Below are 19611 nucleotides of genomic sequence, written 5' to 3'. Positions count from 1 at the left end.
ATGAACACCATCATTCACGGACTTGAGGACGGATCGGGCGTTGTAATCCTGCCGCGGGAAACGCTCGACAGCTTGGGCCTGCAGGTGGGCGATGAACTCCAGATCATCGAAACCGACGACGGCATCATCCTAAGGCCGGTGCCGTGTGACGACGTCGAACGGCAAATGCGTGCTGCTCGCGATGTCATGGACAAGTATGAGCCCGCGTTGCGAAAGCTGGCTGTGCAAATAGGGTGAGCTGGCGTCAGGCGTCCGACAGCTTGACGATTTCCCATTCCTTGCCGTTGACGCTTGCGACGTCGCCGACCTTCTTGCCGAACAGCGCCACGGCCATTGGCGAGACGTGTGAGATGCTGCCCTTTGAGGGGTCGGCCTCGTCCTCGCCGACGATCTTCCAGTGCACTTTCTTGCCGTCATCGCTTTCCAGCGTGACACCCATGCCGAAGCGCACCTGGTCGCTGCCCGGTTCCGGCACGGAAAGCTCGGCGCTTTCGCGGCGCGCTGTCCAGTAGCGCAGGTCGCGCGAGACGACGGCAATGCGCTCGCGATCGGCTTTTCGCTCGGCTTTCGCCAAGATGTCGCGCAGATCGGCCAGATTGTCCTCGATCATCGCCAGGCCGCGCTCCGTCACCAGATTGCGGTGTTGGCTGATCGGCCGCTCGCCGATGCCGGCAATGACGTTTTCGCTGTCTTCCTCGCGGGTAAAAGCCCTGCTCATCGGATAAACTTAGGCCCGCTTCGGCGACTGTACAAGCCACTTGCCGGACCCGGTCATTGGCCGGACTATCGCCGAGCGGAGACCTATGCGGCTGGCCCAATTCCTGCGAAGAACCATTTCATCGCAGGGATCTGTGCCGATGTTGAACAGACGAACGCTTCTCAAGGGGACTGTCGGCTTTGCGGTGCTCGGCGTTTCGCTGGACAACGCCTTGGCGAAGACGGCAGCGCTTGGCTCGATCAACGCCGCCGAGGTCGGCGTGGAGCCGGACGCACCGGACGACCAGAGCAAGGCCTTTGCCAGGATGCTAGCCGAGGCAAGCCAGCGCAATGCGCCGGTGTTCCTGCCGCCGGGCACCTATGTCGTGTCCAACCTGACCCTGCCCGCCCGCGTCAGGCTTTCGGGCGTGCCGGGCGCCTCGCGCATCCTCTATGGCGGCAATGGCCATTTGCTGACGGCCGAACAGGCCGAGCATATAGAGTTCACCGCATTGGTCTTCGACGGCGCCAACGGCGGGTTGGCCGACGATGCGCAAGGCCTGCTCGACCTGCGCCGCGTCGCCCATCTCGTCATCGACAATTGCACGATCACCGGCAGCGGCAAGCATGGGCTGGCGCTGGAGCATGCGTCGGGCCGCGTCGAGCGCTCCGAGATTTCGGGGGCTGCGGACGCCGGCATCTACTCCGTCGAGGCCGCTGGCCTGGCGATATCCGATAATGCCGTATCCGACTGCGGCAATGGCGGCATTCTTGTCCATCGCTGGCAGCAGGCCGAGGACGGCACGATCGTCAGCGGCAACCGCGTGCAGCGGATCGGCGCGCGCAGCGGCGGCACCGGGCAGAACGGCAATGGCATCAACGCCTTCCGTGCCGGCAATGTCTCCGTCACCGGCAACATCGTCTCGGACTGCGCCTTCTCGGCGATCCGCGCCAACAGTTCAAGCAATCTGCAGATGACCGGGAACACCTGCTCGCGGTCGGGCGAAACCGCGCTCTATTCCGAATTCTCCTTCGAAGGCGCCATCATCGGCAACAACATCGTCGATGGTGCCGCTAACGGCATCTCGATCGTCAATTTCAACGAGGGCGGCCGTATGGGTGTCTGCTCAAACAACATCGTGCGCAACCTCTCGACCACCGGCCCCTACCCCGCCGACGCGCCGGGCTTCGGCGTCGGTATCAGCGTCGAGGCCGACACCACCGTCTCGGGCAATGTCATCGAGAACGCGCCGCTCTACGGCATGCAGATCGGCTGGGGCGCTTATATGCGCAATGTTGTGGCTACGGGAAACATCATCCGTCAGGCCGGAACCGGCATCGCCGTCACTGTGGTAGAAGGCGCTGGAAACGCCATCATTTCCGACAACGTCATCGACGGCGCCAAGAACGGCGCCATCATCGGCCAGCGCTGGGCCGAACCGGCGACCGGCGACCTCGCGCGGTCAAGCGTAAGCGGCTATGCGCATCTGACGGTCGAGCGAAACAGGGTCAGCTGAGCGCCGTCGTCGGCCGCAGCGAGCCGACCTTGGCGCCGATGCGGCTTTCGATCGGCGGATTGGCCCGCTCCAGAAGGTTCGCCGCCAGTGCGCCGTCGGCGCTGAGAAGTTTTGCCAGCACAGTGGCAATCATCACCTCGGCGGCGCGGCCGGCGCCGTCATCACATTTTAGCGCGATGCCGAGGCCAAGCTCCGGAACGGCAGCGCAATAGACACCCTCGGCGCCCGTCTTGACGAATATGCGGCCGGGCGCGGCCTGCATCAGCGCCACATCCACTTTGCCGGTGCCGGCGACCAGGAAAGGCTCGGCCATACAGGCAGACAGCAGGCGTTTGGCCGCCTTGGCGCGCTCAGGGCCAAAGCTCCTGCCCGTCGCCATGCGGGCAAAGCCAAGGGCAAAACTTTTCAGCGGCACGGCATAGGTGGGGATCGAGCAGCCATCGGTTGCCCGGTGATCCGCATCGTGGGCAGCGCCGGTCACCGCCTGCATGGCGTCGCGCACCATCTCCTGCAAACCATGGCCTGCCTTGACGTAGCCTTGGTGGGCAATCCCTGAGTGCACGCAGGTGCAGAGAAATCCGGAATGCTTGCCCGAGCAATTGTTGTGCAGTGCGTTCGGCGAGACGCCTGTGCGGGCCAGTGCGATCGTCGCGTCGTGGCTCGACGGCCAATGCGCGCCGCATTCCAGCGCCGACTTGTCGAGCCCGGCCTTGGCCAGCATCGCCTGCGCCAGTTCGACATGCGCGGGTTCGCCCGAATGCGAAGCGCAGGCCAGCGCCAGTTCGCGGTCGCCCAAGCCGTACGCATCGGCAGCACCCGTTTCAACCAGCGGCAGCGCCTGGATCGCCTTGACCGCCGAGCGCGGAAACACCGGCCGCGCCGTATCGCCGATCTCCAGGACAGGCTTGCCGTCACCGTCGAAGATTGCGACAGCGCCGCGATGGGCGCTCTCGACGATCGCGCCGCGCAAGACTTCGACCAGAACCGGATTTGTCATCACCACCCCGAAATATACGGGCCGCTTCTACCTGATCCGGTCGAGGATGGAAACGTAGTTGGCGACGGCAGCGCCACCCATGTTGAAGATGCCGCCAAGCTTTGCGTCCGGCACCTGGATGCCGTCTGCTTCGCCGGTCAACTGCATGGCGGTCAGCACATGCATCGACACACCGGTGGCGCCGATCGGATGGCCCTTGGCCTTCAGCCCGCCCGAAGGATTGACCGGGAGCCTGCCGTCTTTTGCCGTCGTGCCGTCCAGCGCCAGCCTGGCGCCCTCGCCCGGCTTGGCCAGGCCCATCGCCTCATATTCGATGAGTTCGGCAATGGTGAAGCAGTCATGCGTCTCGACGAAGGAGAGGTCGTCGAGCGTCACGCCGGCCTTTTTCAGCGCCTGGTTCCAGGCCTGTTCGCAGCCTTCGAAGGACAGGATGTCGCGCTTCGACATCGGCAGGAAATCCTGGACATGCTCGTTGGCGCGGAAGGCGACGGCGCGGCGCATCTTCAGCGCCGTCGAGGTGTCGGTCAGCACAAGGGCGGCTGCACCATCGGAGACCAGGGAGCAATCGGTGCGCTTCAGCGGACCGGCGACGAAGGGGTTCTTCTCGCTTTCCTGGCGGCAGAATTCGTAGCCGAAATCCTTGCGCATCTGCGCGTACGGATTGTCGACGCCGTTCTTGTGGTTCTTGGCGGCAATCATCGCCAGCGCGTCCGACTGGTCGCCATAACGCTGGAAATAGGCCTGCGCGATCTTGCCGAAGACGCCGGCAAAGCCGGCCGGCGTGTCGCCCTCCTCCGGCAGATAGGAAGCTTTCAGCAGGTTCTTCCCGATCTCAGGCCCGGGCGTCGTCGTCATCTGCTCGGCGCCGACCACCAGCACGATGCGGGCAGCGTTTGCGTCGATGGCGCGGATGCCTTGCCGGACCGCGGCCGAACCGGTGGCGCAAGCATTCTCGACCCGCGTCGCCGGCTTGAAGCGCAGCCGGTCATCGGCCTGCAACACGAGGCTGGCGGTAAAATCCTGTGGGGAAAAGCCGGCATTGAAGTGGCCGAGCACGATCTCGTCGACCTCATCCGGGCCGATGCCGGCATGGTCGAGCGCGTCGACCGCGACCTTGGTGATCAGGCCTTCCAGCGTCTCGCCTTCCAGCTTGCCGAAGCGCGAATGCGCCCAGCCAACGATGCTTGCGGTCATGGCGGTCTCCATCCTTGGCGCCAGCCTAACATGTGGGCAAATGGCGCACTTCGCCTTTATTGTTCAAATATAAACAATCCCGCCCGCATCGAAAAGGGCCGCAAGCCGACAATCGCTTGGTGCAGGTTCCAATCGGATCGTTTTTTGTTGATTGACGCGTCAATAAAAAATAATCTCCGCCGCAAAAGCCGGGAACATCATGCCTAAAGTCGGAATGGAACCGTTGCGCCGCAAGGCGCTCATCGACGCGACGATCTCGGCGATCGGCGAGCGCGGCTCGCTTGACGTGACCATGTCGGAGATAGCGGGGCGCGCCGGTGTGTCGTCAGCATTGGCTCACCACTATTTCGGCGCCAAGGATGAGCTGCTGCTGGCGACGATGAGGCATATTCTGGCCGAGCTGACGATCGACATGCGGCGCGCGCTGCAATCCGCCGGCTCGCCGCGCGAACGTGTTTCGGCCGTGGTGGCCGTCAACTTCTCCGACATCCAGTTCCAGCCGGAAACCATCGCGGCCTGGCTCGCCTTCTATGTCGAGGCGCAGAAATCATCGGCCTTGCGCCGGCTGCTCAGGGTCTATGCGCGGCGGCTGCATTCCAACCTGATGAGCGGGCTGACCGGCATCTTGGCCAGGCACGAAGCCGACCGCGCGGCGGAAGCGACCGCGGCGATGATCGACGGGCTCTACATCAGGCGGGCGCTGAAGGACGGCGTGCCGGACGCGGCGACCGCGATTGCGCTGGTCGAGGACTATCTGGAAACCAAACTCGGCGGGCGACAGACACAGTGACAGCCTCAGTGACACAAAGGCGACCCAACATCCTGATCGTCATGGTCGATCAGCTCAACGGCACGCTGTTTCCGAACGGACCGGCGGACTTCCTGCACGCGCCGCATCTCAAGGAGCTGGCCGCGCGCGCGGCACGTTTCCGGAACAATTATACGCCCTCGCCGCTTTGCGCGCCGGGGCGCGCCGCCTTCATGAGCGGCCAATTGCCGTCGCGCACCCAAGTCTACGACAACGCCGCTGAGTTCGCCTCCTCAATTCCGACCTATGCTCACCATCTGCGCGCCGCCGGCTATTACACCTGCCTGTCGGGCAAGATGCATTTCGTCGGCCCCGACCAGTTGCATGGTTTCGAAGAGCGGTTGACCACCGATATCTATCCCGCCGATTTCGGCTGGACGCCGGATTACCGCAAGCCCGGCGAGCGCATCGACTGGTGGTATCACAATCTGGGTTCGGTGACAGGCGCCGGCGTCGCCGAGATCACCAACCAGATGGAGTATGACGACGAGGTCGCCTTCCACGCGGTGCAAAAACTCTACGATCTTGCCCGCACCTCCGAGGACGAGGCCAGCCGGCCCTGGTGCCTGACGGTTTCCTTCACCCACCCGCACGACCCCTATGTCGCACGGCGGCAATATTGGGATCTCTATGAAGACTGTCCGGCGCTTGAGCCGGAGGTGGGATTCATCCCCTATGCCCATCAGGACCCGCATTCGCAACGGCTTTACCGGGCCAGCGACTACGACAGTTTCAACATCACGCCGGAGCAGATCCGCCGCTCGCGGCGCGGCTACTACGCCAACATCTCCTATCTCGACGACAAGGTCGGCGAGTTGATGTCAGTGCTGGAGCGAACGCGCATGCTGGACGACACGGTCATCCTGTTCTGCTCCGACCATGGCGACATGCTTGGCGAGCGCGGCCTGTGGTTCAAGATGAATTTTTTCGAGGGCTCGGCGCGAGTACCTTTGATGATCGCCGGCAAAGGCATTCCTGCAGGGCTGGTCGAGGCGCCGGTCTCCAACCTCGACGTGACGCCGACACTGTGCGATCTCGCCGGCATCGACATCTCGGCGATCGCGCCGTGGACCGACGGCCAGTCGCTGCTGCCGCTGCTTGATGGCGAGCCGCGCACCGCGCCGGTGCTGATGGAATATGCCGCCGAGGGCTCCAACGCGCCGTTGGTGGCGATCCGCGACGGCCGCTACAAATTCATCCATTGCGAGATCGACCCGCCGCTTCTGTTTGATCTCGAAGCCGATCCGCAAGAACGCACCAATCTTGCCACCGATCCGGCGCATGCCGATCTGGTGGCGGCCTTCACGGGAGCAGTGCGGGCGCGCTGGGACATGGCGGCCTTCGATGCCGCGGTGCGCGTCAGCCAGGCGCGGCGCTGGGTGGTTTATCCCGCGCTGCGCAACGGCACGCATTACCCCTGGGAGTTCCAGCCACTGCAGAAGGCGTCGGAACGCTACATGCGCAACCACATGAACCTCGACAATCTCGAGGAACAGAAACGCTTTCCGCGAGGCGAATGATGACAATTGTCCCCTCCCTCGAGCACCTCAGACAGGCCTATGCCGTGACGTCGAAGGCGACGCAGATCACGCCTTTGCTGGAATCGACAGCCTTGGCCAAGGAGACGGGTGCGGCCCGCGTCTTCATCAAACCGGAATCGCTGCAATGGGCGGGATCGTTCAAGGTGCGCGGGGCCTATTGGCGGTTGAAGCGGCTGTCGCCGGATGAGGCCAGAAAAGGCGTCGTCGCCTACTCCTCCGGCAATTTCGCGCAAGGGTTGGCGGCTGCCGGCCAGGCGCTCGGCATTCCCGTCACCATCGTCATGCCGATCGACGCGCCGGCCGCCAAGCGCGATGCGACCGCAGGTTATGGCGCGCGCGTCGTGCTGACCGATCATGGCGAGCGCGCCCGTGAAGAGGTCGCAGCCGCCAAGGCCCGCGAGATTGCCGAGACCGAAGGGCTGGCGTTGCTGCATCCATTCGACGATCCGGAGATCGTTGCCGGCCAGGCCGGCGCCGGGCTCGAAGCGCTCGAACAACTCGAGGCAAAGGACGCCAGTGCCGACCTTCTGTTCTGCTCAGTCGGCGGCGGCGGACTGATCGGCGGCATGTCGCTCGCCTTCCACTATCTGTCGCCAGCAACCGAGATCATCGGCGTCGAGCCGGAAGGCTTCAACGGCATGGGTGCATCGCTAGCGCATGGCGCCATCGAGACCATGCCGATCGCGCCGAAATCGATTTGCGACGGGCTGATGTCGCGGCGGCCGGGCGACGCGCCGTTCGCGGCGGTCAAGACCGCCGGCGTGCGCGGCATCACCGTCGACGACCAATCGGTTAGGCGGGCAATGAAGATCGCCTTCGAACGGATGAAGCTGGTGCTCGAGCCGTCAGGCGCCGCCTCTCTGGCGGCGCTGCTCGGCGGCAAGGTGGATGTGGCGGGTAAAACGGTCCTGGTCATGGCTACCGGCGGCAATGTCTCGCTCGCCGATTTTATTTCGCATATGAACGATGGGCGCATGTGAACCATGCTTGAAGCAGACTTCGTCATCATCGGCTCCGGCTCGGCCGGCTCGGCCATGGCCTACCGACTGTCGGAAGACGGCAAGCATTCGGTGATCGTCATCGAGTTCGGCGGCACCGACATCGGGCCGCTGATCCAGATGCCGTCGGCGCTGTCGATCCCGCTCAACATGAGCCTTTACGACTGGGGCTTTGCCAGCGAACCGGAGCCGCATCTCGGCGGCCGCGTGCTGGCGACGCCACGCGGCAAGGTGATCGGCGGCTCGTCCTCGATCAACGGCATGGTCTATGTCAGGGGCCACGCACGCGACTTCGACCACTGGGCCGAACAGGGGGCGGTCGGCTGGGGCTTCGCCGACGTGCTGCCCTATTTCAAGCGCATGGAGGACAGTGACGGCGGCGAGGACGGCTGGCGCGGCCACGGCGGCCCGCTGCACGTCCAGCGTGGCCCGCGCAAGAATCCGCTCTACGGCGCCTTTGTCGAGGCCGGCCGCCAAGCCGGGTTCGAACTGACCGACGACTACAATGGCTCGAAGCAGGAAGGCTTCGGACCGATGGAGCAAACCATTCGCGGCGGCCGCCGCTGGTCGGCGGCGTCAGCCTATCTGAAGCCGGCGCTCAAGCGGCAAAATGTCAGCGTGATCAGAGGCTTCGCCCGCCGGGTGATCATCGAGAATCAGCGTGCCGTCGGAGTCGAGATCGAAGCTCACAAACAGATTCAGGTCGTTAAGGCACGACGTGAGGTGATCGTCGCCGCATCGTCGATCAATTCGCCCAAGATCCTGATGCTATCCGGTATCGGCCCGGCCGCGCATCTCACGGAGAACGGCATCCAAGTCGTGGCCGACCGGCCCGGTGTCGGCCGCAATCTGCAGGATCATATGGAGCTCTACATCCAGCAGGAATCGACCCAGCCGATCACGCTGAATTCGGTTCTCAACCCATTCTCCAAGACGCTGATCGGGGCGCAGTGGCTGTTCTTCAAGACCGGCCTCGGCGCCACCAACCATTTCGAGGCCGCGGCCTTCGTACGCTCGCAGGCCGGTGTCGACTACCCCGATATCCAGTACCACTTCATCCCGGCGGCGGTGCGCTATGACGGCAAGGCGGCGGCGAAGGCGCATGGCTTCCAGGCGCATGTCGGGCCGATGCGGTCGAAGTCGCGCGGTTCGGTGACGCTGCGCTCGCCCGACCCGAAAGCGACGCCGGTCATCCGCTTCAACTACATGTCGCATCCAGACGACTGGACCGAGTTCCGCCACTGCATCCGGCTGACCCGCGAGATCTTCGGCCAGAAGGCTTTTGACGGCTTTCGCGGCAAGGAAATCTCGCCGGGTTCGCACGTCCAGTCGGACGAGGATCTCGACGCCTTCATCCGCGATCATGCCGAGAGTGCCTACCATCCGTGCGGCACGTGCAAGATGGGCCGCGCCGACGACATCATGAGCGTGGTCGATCCGGAGTGCCGGGTCATCGGCGTCGACGGCCTGCGCGTCGCCGACTCCTCGATCTTCCCGCGGGTGACCAACGGCAACCTCAACGCGCCGTCGATCATGACCGGCGAGAAGGCCTCCGACCACATTCTCGGCCGCACGCCGCTGGCGCCATCCAACCAGGAACCCTGGATCAATCCGCGCTGGCAGGTGGCGGATCGATAGGGCATTGTCCGGCCAAGACCATTGGAGAATTCATATGCGCGCCCAGCCAACGGCATCGCACTATGTCAACGGCCGCTACATCGAGGACGAAGGCGGCGCGCCGCTGCCGGTGATCTATCCGGCGACCGGTGAGGTCATCGCCACTTTGCATTCGGCGACTCCGAACGTGCTGGAGCTCGCCATCGAAGCCGCGCGGGCCGCACAACCGGCCTGGGCGCGGATGAAGCCGGTCGAGCGTGGCCGCATCCTGCGCCGCGCCGCCGACATTTTGCGCGCGCGCAACGCCGATCTGGCGCGGATCGAGACGCTCGACACCGGCAAAGCGATCCAGGAGACGCTGGTGGCGGATGCACTATCGGCCGCCGACTGCCTCGAATATTTCGGCGGCGCGGTTGCCGCCTTCAACGGCGATGCGATCGATCTTGGTGGACCTTTTGCCTATACGCGCCGCGAGGCGCTCGGTGTGTGCGTCGGCATCGGCGCCTGGAACTATCCGCTCCAGATCGCCGGCTGGAAATCCGCCCCGGCGCTCGCCATGGGCAACGCCATGGTATTCAAGCCTTCGGAAAACACGCCGCTGTCGGCGCTGGCGCTGGCCGAGATCTACTCAGAGGCGGGCCTGCCCGACGGGCTGTTCAACGTCGTGCAAGGCTATGGCGATGTCGGCGCCGGCCTCGTCGGCCACGATGTCGTTGCCAAGGTTTCGGTGACCGGCTCGGTGCCGACCGGCCGCAAGGTGCTGTCGCTCGCCGGCTCGAAGATGAAGCACGCTACCATGGAGCTCGGCGGCAAGTCGCCGCTGATCGTGTTCGACGATGCCGATCTCGAAAACGCCATCGGCGGCGCCATGCTCGGCAATTTCTATTCGACCGGGCAGATCTGTTCCAACGGCACGCGCGTCTTCGTGCAGAGCGGCATCCATGACCGCTTCGTCGACCGGCTGGTCGAGCGGACGAAAAAGATCCGCATCGGCGATCCGCTCGATCCTGAGACGCAGATGGGGCCGCTGGTCAACAAGGCGCAGCAGGAGAAGGTCGTTTCCTACATCGCGGCCGGCAGGCAGGATGGAGCAACGCTCGCCTGCGGTGGCAACGTGCCGTCGCTGCAAGGGTTCGATGGCGGCTTCTTTGTAGAGCCAACCGTGTTCACCGGTGTCACCGATAAGATGCGCATTGCGCGCGAGGAGATTTTCGGGCCGGTGATGAGCGTGCTGAAGTTCGACGGCGAGGACGAGGTGATCGATCGCGCCAACGACACCGAATTCGGCCTCGCCGCCGGCGTCTTCACCCGCGACCTGCAGCGCGCTCATAGGGTGATCGCCGAACTGCAGGCCGGCACCTGCTGGATCAACGCCTACAATCTGACGCCGGTGGAAATTCCGTTTGGCGGGGTGAAGCAATCCGGCATCGGGCGCGAGAACTCGCTGGCGGCGCTGGCGCTCTATTCGCAGCTGAAGGCGGTGTATGTCGAGACCGGGGACGTGGCGAGCCCATATTGAGGGTTGAAAGCGAAGTGACAGCTGATCTCCCCCCTTGCGGGGGAGATGGCCGGCAGGCCAGAGGGGGGTGTGACGGATCGCCAACCTTTGGTCTGATCTTCGAGTAGCCGAGACGTCGGCGGGACAGCACCCCCCTCTGCCTTGCCAGGCATCTCCCCCGCAGGGGGGAGATTGGCAGCTCCAACGCCTCACCCCTTCTGCGCCGTGCCGTCCAGATACTGCGTCAGCGCGCAGACCAGATGATAGAAGATGCTGGCCGGCACGTCCGATGCCAAGGAGCGGCCGCGTTCGTCGATGCGGTCGATCCACAGGCCGAGCGGCGCCGGGTCGATGTGCCAGCGGAACAGGCGGCCGACGCGCGCTTCGATCTCCGGTTTGAGGTCGGGGCCACCTGAACCGTCAAGCGCAATCGCCGCCTTGATCGCTTCCGCCTGCGGCCAGCTGCGCGATACGAGGTCGAGCGGCAGGCCCTGCCGGGAGACCGCACCGTAGGCAAGGCCGGTGGCGCGGTTGAGGCCGTTGGCGATGGCCGAGGCGTAGAGCTTGCGGGCAAAATTGCTCAACTCGCCCTGACCGCTGCGGGCGACGAAATCGGTGAGCAGCGAGGCCCATTCGAAATGATGGCCGGGCTCGGTCCATGTGCCCTTCTCGCCGGCGGCCGGCTTCCACCCGGCGTCGAAATATTCGCCCAGCGTCCAGCTCTCGGCATCGAAGAAATGACTGCGGAAAAGGTCGATGATGCGCGCGGCGCGGCGCAGATAGGTGCGGTCGCCGGTCGCCTCATACCAGGCGAGGAAGGCCTCGAGCAGATGCATATGCGGGTTGGAGCGCCGCTCGCCCTCGCCATCGGATGTCTCGAGAAAGCCGGTCATGCGGCTGTCCTCGAGATGCGCGTCGAGGAACACGAAGGTCTCCTGGCCCAGCCGCAGCGCATCCGGATTGCCGCACATATGCGCATGCGCCAGCGCCAGCAGCACGCAGGAATGGTCGTAGGCATCCTCGGTTGGGTCGGCGACGGAGCCGTCGACATTGAGCGTGCGCACCCAGCCGCCTCTCTCGGTGCGGCCCTTGCCGGCCATGAAGGCGATGCCGTGGCTAATCAACCGGTCCGCCGGACCGTCCCAGCCGCGTGCCCTGGCGACCGCAAAGGCATAGACCTGTCTGGCCGTCGTGCGCATACGCTTGGGCTTCAACAGCGGATTGCCATCGAAACCCAGCGCCTCGTGGAAGCCGCCATGACGCTCATCGACGCCTGAAGTTGACCACAGCGGCAAGGTCTCCTCGAACAGCCAGTGATGCACGCGCCGACGCCAGGCGCCGCTCTCGATGACGCGGTCGTGTGCCGGCGTAAACCTGGTTTCCAGCCGTCCCGATTTCTCCAGCTGCTCGACGATCTTCTTGACGTGCTGGCTGTGGCTGACCGGTGCGACGAAGGTGGCGTCCGCCGTCGAGACGATCGCGACGTCCTTCATGCCGATAGCCGACAAAAGCCGGCCGTCGCTTCTGATGTAGGAGTTCTCGCAATCGATGGCGACAACATCGCCGACGACGACATTGCCATTGGCATCAGCAGGGCCGACATCGAGCAGCGACTGCCAGGAGCCGAGGTCGTTCCAGCGAAAGCCGGCCGGTACCATGACGATGTCCTTGGCCCGCTCCATGATGGCGTAGTCGATCGAGTTCGACGGGATGGCGGCGTAGAGGTCGAGCGGCATATAGAGGCCGGACAGATCCGAAGTCGCTGCCTTGTAGGCCGCTTGGGTGGCCTGCCAGATGTCGGGCTGGAAGGCCGCAAATGCATCGCGCATGGCGCTGGCGCGAAACAGGAAAATGCCGGTGTTCCAGTAGAAGGTGCCCGCACTGAGATAGCTCTGCGCGGTGGCGAGGTCGGGCTTTTCGACGAAGCGCGACACGTCGAAGACGCCGCCGCTTTCGGCTGCGACTTCGATATACCCATAGCCGGTCTCGGGCTGCGTCGGCTTGATGCCGAACACCACCAGACGGCCGGCAAGCGCTGCCTGGCTGCCCGCCTCGACGCTCTGCCAGAACTGCTTGGGCGTGGCGATTTCGTGGTCTGACGGCACCACCAGCACCAGGCTGTCGCCGAACTCCGACAATGTGCGCAGCGCGGCCAGCCCCACGGCGGCAGCCGTGTTGCGCCCGGTCGGCTCGAACAGCGGGCCACCGCCGGCGAGGTCGAGTCCGGCAAGGTCGGCATGGACACGCTCGGCATGGCGCTCGGCGGCGATCAGGAAGATCGGCGTCTCACCTTCCGGCCGCGCCGTCAGCCGGCGCAAGGTCTTGGCCAGCATCGAGCCGTCGCCGGAGAGATCGTGGAACTGTTTCGGGTTGTCCTCGCGTGACAGCGGCCACAGCCGCGAGCCGACACCGCCGCTCATGACAAAACTGACGATGCGCTCGCTCATGAAAGGTCCAATCAGAACGTCTGGTTGTAAGCGCCGACTTCGGGGCTGCGGCGCAGCACGGCGTCGACCGCCTCGAACATCTGCCGGCGGCGCTCGGACGATACCGGGCTTTCGACAACCACGACAAGCTCCGGCTTGTTCGACGACGCCCGCACCAGCCCCCAGGTGCCATCCTCGGCCACGACGCGCACGCCGTTGACGGTGATCAGCTCGGCGATCTTCTGGCCGGCAAAAGTCTTGCCGGCGCGCTGCATCGCCTGGAAGTCCGCCACCACCCGATCGACCACGCCGTATTTCACGTCATCGGCGCAATGCGGCGACATGGTCGGCGTGCCGAAGGTCAGCGGCAGCGCGCGATAGAGATCGGCCATCGAACTTATGGGGTTGCGGACGAGCATCTCACATATGGCTATTGCCGTGATGAGACCGTCATCATAGCCGCGGCCGATCGGCGGATTGAAGAAGAAATGGCCCGACTTCTCGAAGCCGGCGACGGCGCCAAGCTCGGCGACGCGGCGCTTGATGTAGGAATGGCCGGTCTTCCAGTAATCTGTCTTCGCGCCGTTGGCGCGCAGGACGCTGTCGGTGTTGAACAGGCCGGTCGACTTGACATCGACGACGAAGGTCGAGCCGGGGTATTGGGTTGATATGTCCCGCGCGAGCATGACGCCGACCTTGTCGGCAAAAATCTCGTTGCCCTCATTGTCGACCACGCCGCAACGGTCGCCGTCGCCGTCGAAGCCCAGCCCGACATCAGCACCTGTTTCCAGCACTTTGTCCCTGATGGCATGCAGCATCTGCATGTCTTCCGGGTTCGGGTTATAGCGCGGAAAACTGTGGTCGAGCTCGACATCGAGCGGGATCACCTCGCAGCCGATGCGCTCCAGCGCCTGTGGCGCGAAGGCGCCGGCAGTGCCGTTGCCGCAAGCGGCCACGACTTTCAGCTTTCGCGCGATGCGCTTGTCGCTCACCAGATCGTCGAGATAGGTCTCGCGAAAACCGGAGACGAATTCGTAGCAGCCACCGCCGGCAAGATCGAAATCGCCCGACAGCACGATCTGTTTCAGGGCGCTCATCTCCTCCGGTCCGAAGGTGAGCGGCCTCGCCGCACCCATCTTGACTCCGGTCCAGCCATTCTCGTTGTGCGATGCGGTGACCATGGCGACGGAAGGCGCGTCGAGCGCGAACTGGGCGAAATAGGCCATGGGCGACAGCGCCAGGCCAATGTCTTTCACCTTTGCGCCCGCAGCCATCAGGCCGGAAACCAGCGCCAGCTTGATGGCAAGCGAATAGGAACGGAAATCATGCCCGGTGACGATGTCGGGACCCGCGCCAAGACGGCGGATCAAAGTGCCCAGGCCCATGCCCAACGCTTGGACGCCGATCAGGTTCAGGTCCGGCGGTTGCGTCGAACCGGCATGGCCAAACCACCAGCGCGCGTCGTATTCGCGAAAGCCGGACGCCTTGATCAGCGCTTCGGTTTCGAATTCGAAGCTGTTGGGCCGGGCGTCGCCTACGATTTTCAGGGGCAAGGCAGCAAAGCTCCAGATGGCGAAAACACGATCTATCGGGGCTGCGACTTAGCACACAAGGCTTTAAGCCGGGTTTATCCCGGGAGGGAAAGCCAAGCTTTGCGGCGATGCCCAACGAAAGCCAACGAAATGCGACAGAAGCGCTGCCATTGCCGCTTGCAGGAACGGTATGCGGCAGCTATAAGCCCGCGGTCTGGTCACGGAGTGTAGCGCAGCCTGGTAGCGCACCTCGTTCGGGACGAGGGGGTCGCAGGTTCAAATCCTGCCACTCCGACCAGAAAAAACAGACACTTAGGTGTTTGTTCTCCCGACCCACAAGATAGCTTGATGCAAACCGGCCGCGTCGGCGTCGCTGTCAGCATGGTGTTTTGACGCGACAACCTTCCGCGCTACCTCGATAATAGGAATGCCGCCGAGACAGCGGCCGGAACGAGGTTTGCGGAAGATGAATTTGTTGATTTCAAGCCGGCTGTCAGCGCTGCTCGCTTTGTCCCTGGCGGCAGGCTGCTCATCGCTGGGCAGCGCGGTGAACCCGGCGAAATACGACAGCATGACATGCGCCGAGCTCAACACCGCCGTAGGCGATACCGCGCGCGACATCTCGCAAACCGCCATCACCCGCGGCAAGGTCGCCAACACCAGCGTGCCGAACTGGCTGCTCGGCGGCACGCGCGTGAAGAGCGCAGTGGCCAAGCGTGAGACGGCCAGAATCGAACTGCTGAAGCAGCGGCAAGAGGCCATTGTCGCGACAAGAGCCAACAGATGTCCCAGGTCAGCGGGCTAAGCGAACTGGCCCTACCCTGACTATCTGCTCAACGTCACGCCTTAAGCACTCAGCCGGAAGCGCGTGACATCGATCGCCGCAGCCATCAGCGTCTGGGTGTAGGCGGCCTGCGGGTTGCTGAATATCTGTTCGGTCGGGCCTTCCTCGACGATCTTGCCCTGCCTCATGACGATGATGTAGTCGGCCATGGCGCGCACCACGGAGAGATCGTGGCTGATGAAGAGGTAGGATAGTTCGTGGTCGGCCTGCAGCTTGCGCAGCAATTCGACGATCTGCTTCTGCACCGAGCGGTCGAGCGCCGAAGTCGGCTCGTCCAGCACCACCAGTTTGGGCTTCAGGATCACGGCACGCGCGATGGCGATGCGCTGGCGTTGGCCGCCGGAGAATTCGTGCGGGTAGCGGTTGCGTGCGTTGGGATCGAGGCCGACCTCGAGCAAGGCCTCGACGGCGCGCTGATCGCGTTGCTTGCCTGACAGGTTCGGCTCATGCACCAGAAGCCCTTCGGTGATGATCTGGCCGACGGTCATGCGCGGCGACAGCGAGCCGAACGGATCCTGGAAGACGAGTTGCATCTCACGACGCAGCGGCCGCATCGCCTGGCGGTCGGCGGTGGAGATGTCGCGGTCGCCGAAGCGGATGACACCGTCGCTGGGCAACAGGCGCAGAAGTGCGCGGCCGAGCGTCGATTTTCCCGAACCGGACTCGCCGACGATACCGATGGTCTGGTTGCGCTTCAGCCGGATCGAAATGTGATCGACGGCGCGTAGCAGCAGCGGTTCGCCGGCAAGGAAGCCGCCGCCGATCTTGAAGGTCACTTCGACATTGCGGCCCTCCAGCAGCACAGGAGCGCTGGGCGGCGGCGCCGCCTTGGTGCCGGTCGGTTCGGCGGCCAGCAGCATTTTGGTATAGGCATGCTGCGGGTTGGCGAAAAGTGCTTCCGCTTCGCCTTCCTCGACCACCTCGCCATAGCGCATGACATAGACGCGGTCGGCAAAGCGCCGGACGATGCCGAGATCGTGGGTGATAAAGACGATGGCCATGCCGAGCTTGCGCTGCAATTCGGCGAGCAGCACCAGGATCTGCGCCTGGATGGTGACGTCGAGCGCCGTCGTCGGCTCGTCGGCGATCAGGATGTCGGGGTCGTTGGCCAATGCCATGGCGATCATGACGCGCTGGCGCTGGCCACCCGACATTTCGTGCGGATAGGATTTCATCCGCCGCTCGGGATCGGGGATATGCACCAGCCTGAGCAACTTGAGCGCCTCGTTCCGTGCCTCGGCTGCGTTCAGCCCCCGGTGCTTGCGGATCGGTTCGATAAGCTGGTTGCCGATCGAATAGAGTGGATCGAGCGAGGTCATCGGCTCCTGGAAGATCATGCTGATCTTGGCGCCGCGCACCTTGTTGAGGTCGGGCTTGCTCATGGTCAAAAGGTTGCGGCCGCGATAATCGACGTGACCCGTCGCCTCGCCATTGGACGCCAGCAGGCTCATCGCCGCCATCATGGTCTGGCTCTTGCCGGATCCGGATTCGCCGACCACGGCAACGGTTTCCCCTGCCTTGACGTGGATGTTGATGCCCTTGACCGCTTCGACCGCGCCGTCGAGCGTGCGGAAACGGACGCGAAGGTCCTTGACGCTGAGGATCGTTTCGGGCGTTTCCATCGCAACGGTCCCCATTTTATTTGGTCCCCATATTATCGGTCTCTCGGATCGAGCGCATCGCGCAGGCCGTCGCCGACGAAGTTCAGCGCAAACAGCGTCGACACGAGGAAGAAGGCGGGGAACAAAAGCAGCCAGTTGGCGGTGCCGATGTTCTTGGCGCCGACGGAGATGAGCACGCCCCAGCTGGTCATCGGTTCCTGCACGCCAAGGCCGAGGAAGGACAGAAAGCTTTCCAGGATGATGACCTGCGGCACCAGCAGCGTCATGTAGATCACCACTGGTCCGAGCAGATTGGGGATGACATGGCGCAGCAGGATGCCGCGCTGGCCGACGCCCATGGCTTCGGCCGCCTGGACATACTCCTGCCGCCGGATCGAGAGCGCCTGGCCGCGCACGATGCGCGCCATGTCGAGCCACAGCACCGCTCCCACCGCCAGGAACATCAGCACGAAGTTGCGGCCGAAGAACACCACCAGCATGATGACGAAGAAAATGAAGGGCAAGGAATAGAGCACGTCGACGATGCGCATCATCACCTCGTCGATCTTGCCGCCGGAAAAGCCGGCCGCCGCCCCGTAGAGGACGCCGATGACCACCGCGACAATGCCGGCAAGCAGGCCGATGGCCAGCGAGATGCGCCCTGCCATCAGCGTTCGCGAGAGAAGATCGCGACCGGTGTTGTCGGTGCCGAACAGGAAGTACTGCTGTTTGACCGACGCAGTCATAGTCAATTCGAGCCCGTCGGCCGATTTGCTCTCTATCTTGGTATCGTCGAAGGCATCGGAGCGGTCAAGATAGCGGATGTTGCGGTCGTCGATCGGTTTGGTCGAGGTGACGGTGACGGTGACGCGACTGCCGTCCAGTTTCCACTCCTTGATGTCGACGCGCATGCGCTTGATGGCATCCTTGAGCGCCGTCTCGATCATGTCGGGCTTCGGATAGGCTGAAAAGCTTGGCGGCGTGCGCACATAGTCGGCATAGATGGTGGTGTACTGATGCGGCACGAACCAGGGGCCGAAGATGCTGATGACGCCAATGAAGGCCAGGTAATAGAGGCTGAACATGGCGGCGCGGTTGGCTTTGAGGCGCGCCCATGCGTCGCCCCAGAGCGAGCGGCCGACGACGGCCGGCGGAGCGGCGGCGGCTGTGATGTCAGTCATAGCGCACCCTCAGTCATAGCGTACCCTCGGGTCGACGACCGCGTACATGACGTCGACGATCAGGTTGAAGACGATGGTGAAGAGCGCGATCACCACCACGGTCCCCATCACCAGCGTGTAGTCGCGGTTGAGCGCGGCATCGACGAAATAGCGGCCGACACCGGGAATGGAGAAGATGGTCTCGACGATGACCGAACCGGTGAGCAGCGCCGCGGCTGCGGGGCCGGTGAAGGAAACGATCGGCAGGATGGCGCCGCGCAGCGCGTGCTTGACCACCACCGACCAGTCGGAGAGGCCGAGCGCACGCGCCGTTCGGATATGATGCGAACGCAAGCTCTCGATCATCGACCCGCGCATCAGGCGGGCAACGATGGCGATCTGCGGCAAGGCCAGCGTCAGCACCGGGCCGATCTTGTTGATTAATGCGCCATCACCCCAGCCGCCGATCGGCAACAGCTTCCAGGTCAATCCGAACACCAGCTGAATCACAGGAGCGATGACGAAGGTGGGGATAGTGCTGCCGGCGGTCGCCAGCGCAATCACCGTATAGTCGCCAAGCTTGTTCTGGTTGAGCGCGGCGATGGTGCCGAGCACCGAACCAAGCAGCAGCGCCAGGATCAGCGCCGAGGTGCCGAGCTGGACCGATATCGGCAGCCCCTTGGCAAACAGTTCGGTGACGGTGAAGTCAGGCAAATTGTAGCTCGGCCCGAAATTGCCGCGCAGAAGATTGCCGAGATAGTGGGCATATTGCAGCCAGAGCGGATCGTCGAGGCCGAACTGTGCTTCCAGATTGGCCCTGATCTCGGGACTGAGGCCCCGCTCCTGATTGAAGGGGCCGCCCGGTGCGACGCGTATCAGGAAGAACGCCATGGTCACGATGACGAACAGCGTCGGAATGGCGGTCAGAAGCCGCCGTAAGATGTATCGCAGCATCGGCGCCCCGCTTCGGCCAGAGCGACATACGTCCATGCGGACGCATTGCCACGCTCCGGCGCCAAATCTTCGCACCGGGCTTGCCGAAAATCGACCACGACTTTCGGACCGGTGCGATGACCGACCAGTCCGGGGGGCCGCCAGGGTGGGGCGGGGGGGGGGGAGCAGATGGTGGTGGGGGTTTTTAGAATAATGCGACGGGGGCCAGAGCAAGTGGGTGTGATAGGG

16 protein-coding genes and 1 tRNA gene are annotated in these 19611 nt (G+C 63.9%); 9 read left to right on the top strand and 8 right to left on the bottom strand.

Features of this window, described 5'->3' with window-relative positions; all coding sequences use genetic code 11:
- Positions 1-237 (top strand): AbrB/MazE/SpoVT family DNA-binding domain-containing protein, encoded by a 237-nt coding sequence (locus tag NKK50_RS19885; RefSeq protein ID WP_023670750.1) that lies wholly within the window; start codon positions 1-3, stop codon positions 235-237.
- A gap of 7 nt (positions 238-244) precedes the next feature.
- Here NKK50_RS19885 and greA read toward each other — a convergent pair whose 3' ends face one another.
- A complete protein-coding gene (gene greA / locus NKK50_RS19880; RefSeq protein ID WP_352543798.1) occupies positions 245-718 on the bottom strand; it encodes a transcription elongation factor GreA in 474 nt (157 codons plus the stop codon).
- Positions 719-857: 139 nt separating this feature from the next.
- On the opposite strand from greA, the gene NKK50_RS19875 reads away from it, so the two are divergent.
- A complete protein-coding gene (locus NKK50_RS19875; RefSeq protein WP_352543797.1) occupies positions 858-2213 on the top strand; it encodes a TIGR03808 family TAT-translocated repetitive protein in 1356 nt (451 codons plus the stop codon).
- Here NKK50_RS19875 and NKK50_RS19870 read toward each other — a convergent pair.
- Positions 2206-3210 (bottom strand): asparaginase, encoded by a 1005-nt coding sequence (locus NKK50_RS19870; RefSeq protein ID WP_352535162.1) that lies wholly within the window; start codon positions 3208-3210, stop codon positions 2206-2208. The two genes, NKK50_RS19875 and NKK50_RS19870, sit on opposite strands and share 8 nt — an antisense overlap.
- A gap of 27 nt (positions 3211-3237) precedes the next feature.
- Positions 3238-4404 carry an acetyl-CoA acetyltransferase gene (locus tag NKK50_RS19865; RefSeq protein WP_352543796.1) on the bottom strand — a complete coding sequence of 389 codons (1167 nt, stop codon included), beginning with the start codon at positions 4402-4404 and terminating at the stop codon, positions 3238-3240.
- A 199-nt stretch (positions 4405-4603) separates the two neighbouring features.
- Between NKK50_RS19865 and betI the strand changes: the two genes are divergently transcribed.
- From betI to betB, 5 genes are read left to right on the top strand one after another with little or no spacing between them, the layout of a single operon-like run.
- Positions 4604-5194, top strand: a complete 591-nt coding sequence (gene betI / locus NKK50_RS19860; RefSeq protein WP_023692769.1) for a choline-binding transcriptional repressor BetI — start codon at positions 4604-4606, stop codon at positions 5192-5194.
- Positions 5195-5202: 8 nt separating this feature from the next.
- A complete protein-coding gene (betC, locus tag NKK50_RS19855; RefSeq protein WP_352543795.1) occupies positions 5203-6732 on the top strand; it encodes a choline-sulfatase in 1530 nt (509 codons plus the stop codon).
- Positions 6729-7733, top strand: a complete 1005-nt coding sequence (locus tag NKK50_RS19850) for a threonine/serine dehydratase family protein (RefSeq protein WP_023754820.1) — start codon at positions 6729-6731, stop codon at positions 7731-7733. Before betC ends, NKK50_RS19850 begins: the two co-directional genes overlap by 4 nt.
- A gap of 3 nt (positions 7734-7736) precedes the next feature.
- Positions 7737-9389 (top strand): choline dehydrogenase, encoded by a 1653-nt coding sequence (gene betA / locus NKK50_RS19845; RefSeq protein WP_352543794.1) that lies wholly within the window; start codon positions 7737-7739, stop codon positions 9387-9389.
- 34 nt (positions 9390-9423) lie between these two features.
- Complete coding sequence (betB, locus tag NKK50_RS19840; protein WP_352543793.1) at positions 9424-10887, top strand: betaine-aldehyde dehydrogenase; 1464 nt, start codon at positions 9424-9426, stop codon at positions 10885-10887.
- Between the two features lie 188 nt (positions 10888-11075).
- On the opposite strand, the gene NKK50_RS19835 is transcribed toward betB, so the two are convergent.
- A complete protein-coding gene (locus tag NKK50_RS19835; RefSeq protein ID WP_352543792.1) occupies positions 11076-13313 on the bottom strand; it encodes a mannose-1-phosphate guanylyltransferase/mannose-6-phosphate isomerase in 2238 nt (745 codons plus the stop codon).
- 11 nt (positions 13314-13324) lie between these two features.
- Positions 13325-14845 (bottom strand): phosphomannomutase/phosphoglucomutase, encoded by a 1521-nt coding sequence (locus NKK50_RS19830; RefSeq protein ID WP_352543791.1) that lies wholly within the window; start codon positions 14843-14845, stop codon positions 13325-13327.
- Positions 14846-15045: 200 nt separating this feature from the next.
- Here NKK50_RS19830 and NKK50_RS19825 point away from each other — a divergent pair.
- Positions 15046-15122: transfer RNA gene (locus tag NKK50_RS19825), tRNA-Pro, on the top strand.
- Between the two features lie 168 nt (positions 15123-15290).
- Positions 15291-15629 (top strand): hypothetical protein, encoded by a 339-nt coding sequence (locus NKK50_RS19820; RefSeq protein ID WP_023684572.1) that lies wholly within the window; start codon positions 15291-15293, stop codon positions 15627-15629.
- A 41-nt stretch (positions 15630-15670) separates the two neighbouring features.
- On the opposite strand, the gene NKK50_RS19815 is transcribed toward NKK50_RS19820, so the two are convergent.
- From NKK50_RS19815 to NKK50_RS19805, 3 genes are read right to left on the bottom strand one after another with little or no spacing between them, the layout of a single operon-like run.
- Complete coding sequence (locus tag NKK50_RS19815) at positions 15671-17290, bottom strand: ABC transporter ATP-binding protein (protein WP_023684573.1); 1620 nt, start codon at positions 17288-17290, stop codon at positions 15671-15673.
- A 32-nt stretch (positions 17291-17322) separates the two neighbouring features.
- Positions 17323-18450: an ABC transporter permease gene (locus NKK50_RS19810; RefSeq protein WP_023670736.1), complete on the bottom strand. Its 1128-nt coding sequence runs from the start codon at positions 18448-18450 to the stop codon at positions 17323-17325.
- A 9-nt stretch (positions 18451-18459) separates the two neighbouring features.
- Positions 18460-19383, bottom strand: coding sequence for an ABC transporter permease subunit (locus tag NKK50_RS19805; protein WP_023684574.1), 924 nt, complete (start codon positions 19381-19383; stop codon positions 18460-18462).
- Positions 19384-19611: the final 228 nt, after the last annotated feature.

The organism is Mesorhizobium sp. M0001, assembly GCF_040324255.1.
Taxonomy (GTDB): domain Bacteria; phylum Pseudomonadota; class Alphaproteobacteria; order Rhizobiales; family Rhizobiaceae; genus Mesorhizobium.
This window is presented reverse-complemented; position numbering and strand designations above follow the sequence as displayed.

Bases quoted from the DNA above. Each gene is read 5' to 3' on its own strand.
- NKK50_RS19810 (WP_023670736.1), bottom strand. From the start codon at position 18,450: ATGACTGACATCACAGCCGCCGCCGCTCCGCCGGCCGTCGTCGGCCGC.
- betA (WP_352543794.1), top strand. From the start codon at position 7,737: ATGCTTGAAGCAGACTTCGTCATCATCGGCTCCGGCTCGGCCGGCTCG.
- NKK50_RS19865 (WP_352543796.1), bottom strand. From the start codon at position 4,404: ATGACCGCAAGCATCGTTGGCTGGGCGCATTCGCGCTTCGGCAAGCTG.
- NKK50_RS19835 (WP_352543792.1), bottom strand. From the start codon at position 13,313: ATGAGCGAGCGCATCGTCAGTTTTGTCATGAGCGGCGGTGTCGGCTCG.
- NKK50_RS19850 (WP_023754820.1), top strand. From the start codon at position 6,729: ATGATGACAATTGTCCCCTCCCTCGAGCACCTCAGACAGGCCTATGCC.
- NKK50_RS19805 (WP_023684574.1), bottom strand. From the start codon at position 19,383: ATGCTGCGATACATCTTACGGCGGCTTCTGACCGCCATTCCGACGCTG.
- betI (WP_023692769.1), top strand. From the start codon at position 4,604: ATGCCTAAAGTCGGAATGGAACCGTTGCGCCGCAAGGCGCTCATCGAC.
- NKK50_RS19870 (WP_352535162.1), bottom strand. From the start codon at position 3,210: ATGACAAATCCGGTTCTGGTCGAAGTCTTGCGCGGCGCGATCGTCGAG.
- NKK50_RS19815 (WP_023684573.1), bottom strand. From the start codon at position 17,290: ATGGAAACGCCCGAAACGATCCTCAGCGTCAAGGACCTTCGCGTCCGT.
- NKK50_RS19820 (WP_023684572.1), top strand. From the start codon at position 15,291: ATGAATTTGTTGATTTCAAGCCGGCTGTCAGCGCTGCTCGCTTTGTCC.
- NKK50_RS19875 (WP_352543797.1), top strand. From the start codon at position 858: ATGTTGAACAGACGAACGCTTCTCAAGGGGACTGTCGGCTTTGCGGTG.
- betB (WP_352543793.1), top strand. From the start codon at position 9,424: ATGCGCGCCCAGCCAACGGCATCGCACTATGTCAACGGCCGCTACATC.
- NKK50_RS19885 (WP_023670750.1), top strand. From the start codon at position 1: ATGAACACCATCATTCACGGACTTGAGGACGGATCGGGCGTTGTAATC.
- greA (WP_352543798.1), bottom strand. From the start codon at position 718: ATGAGCAGGGCTTTTACCCGCGAGGAAGACAGCGAAAACGTCATTGCC.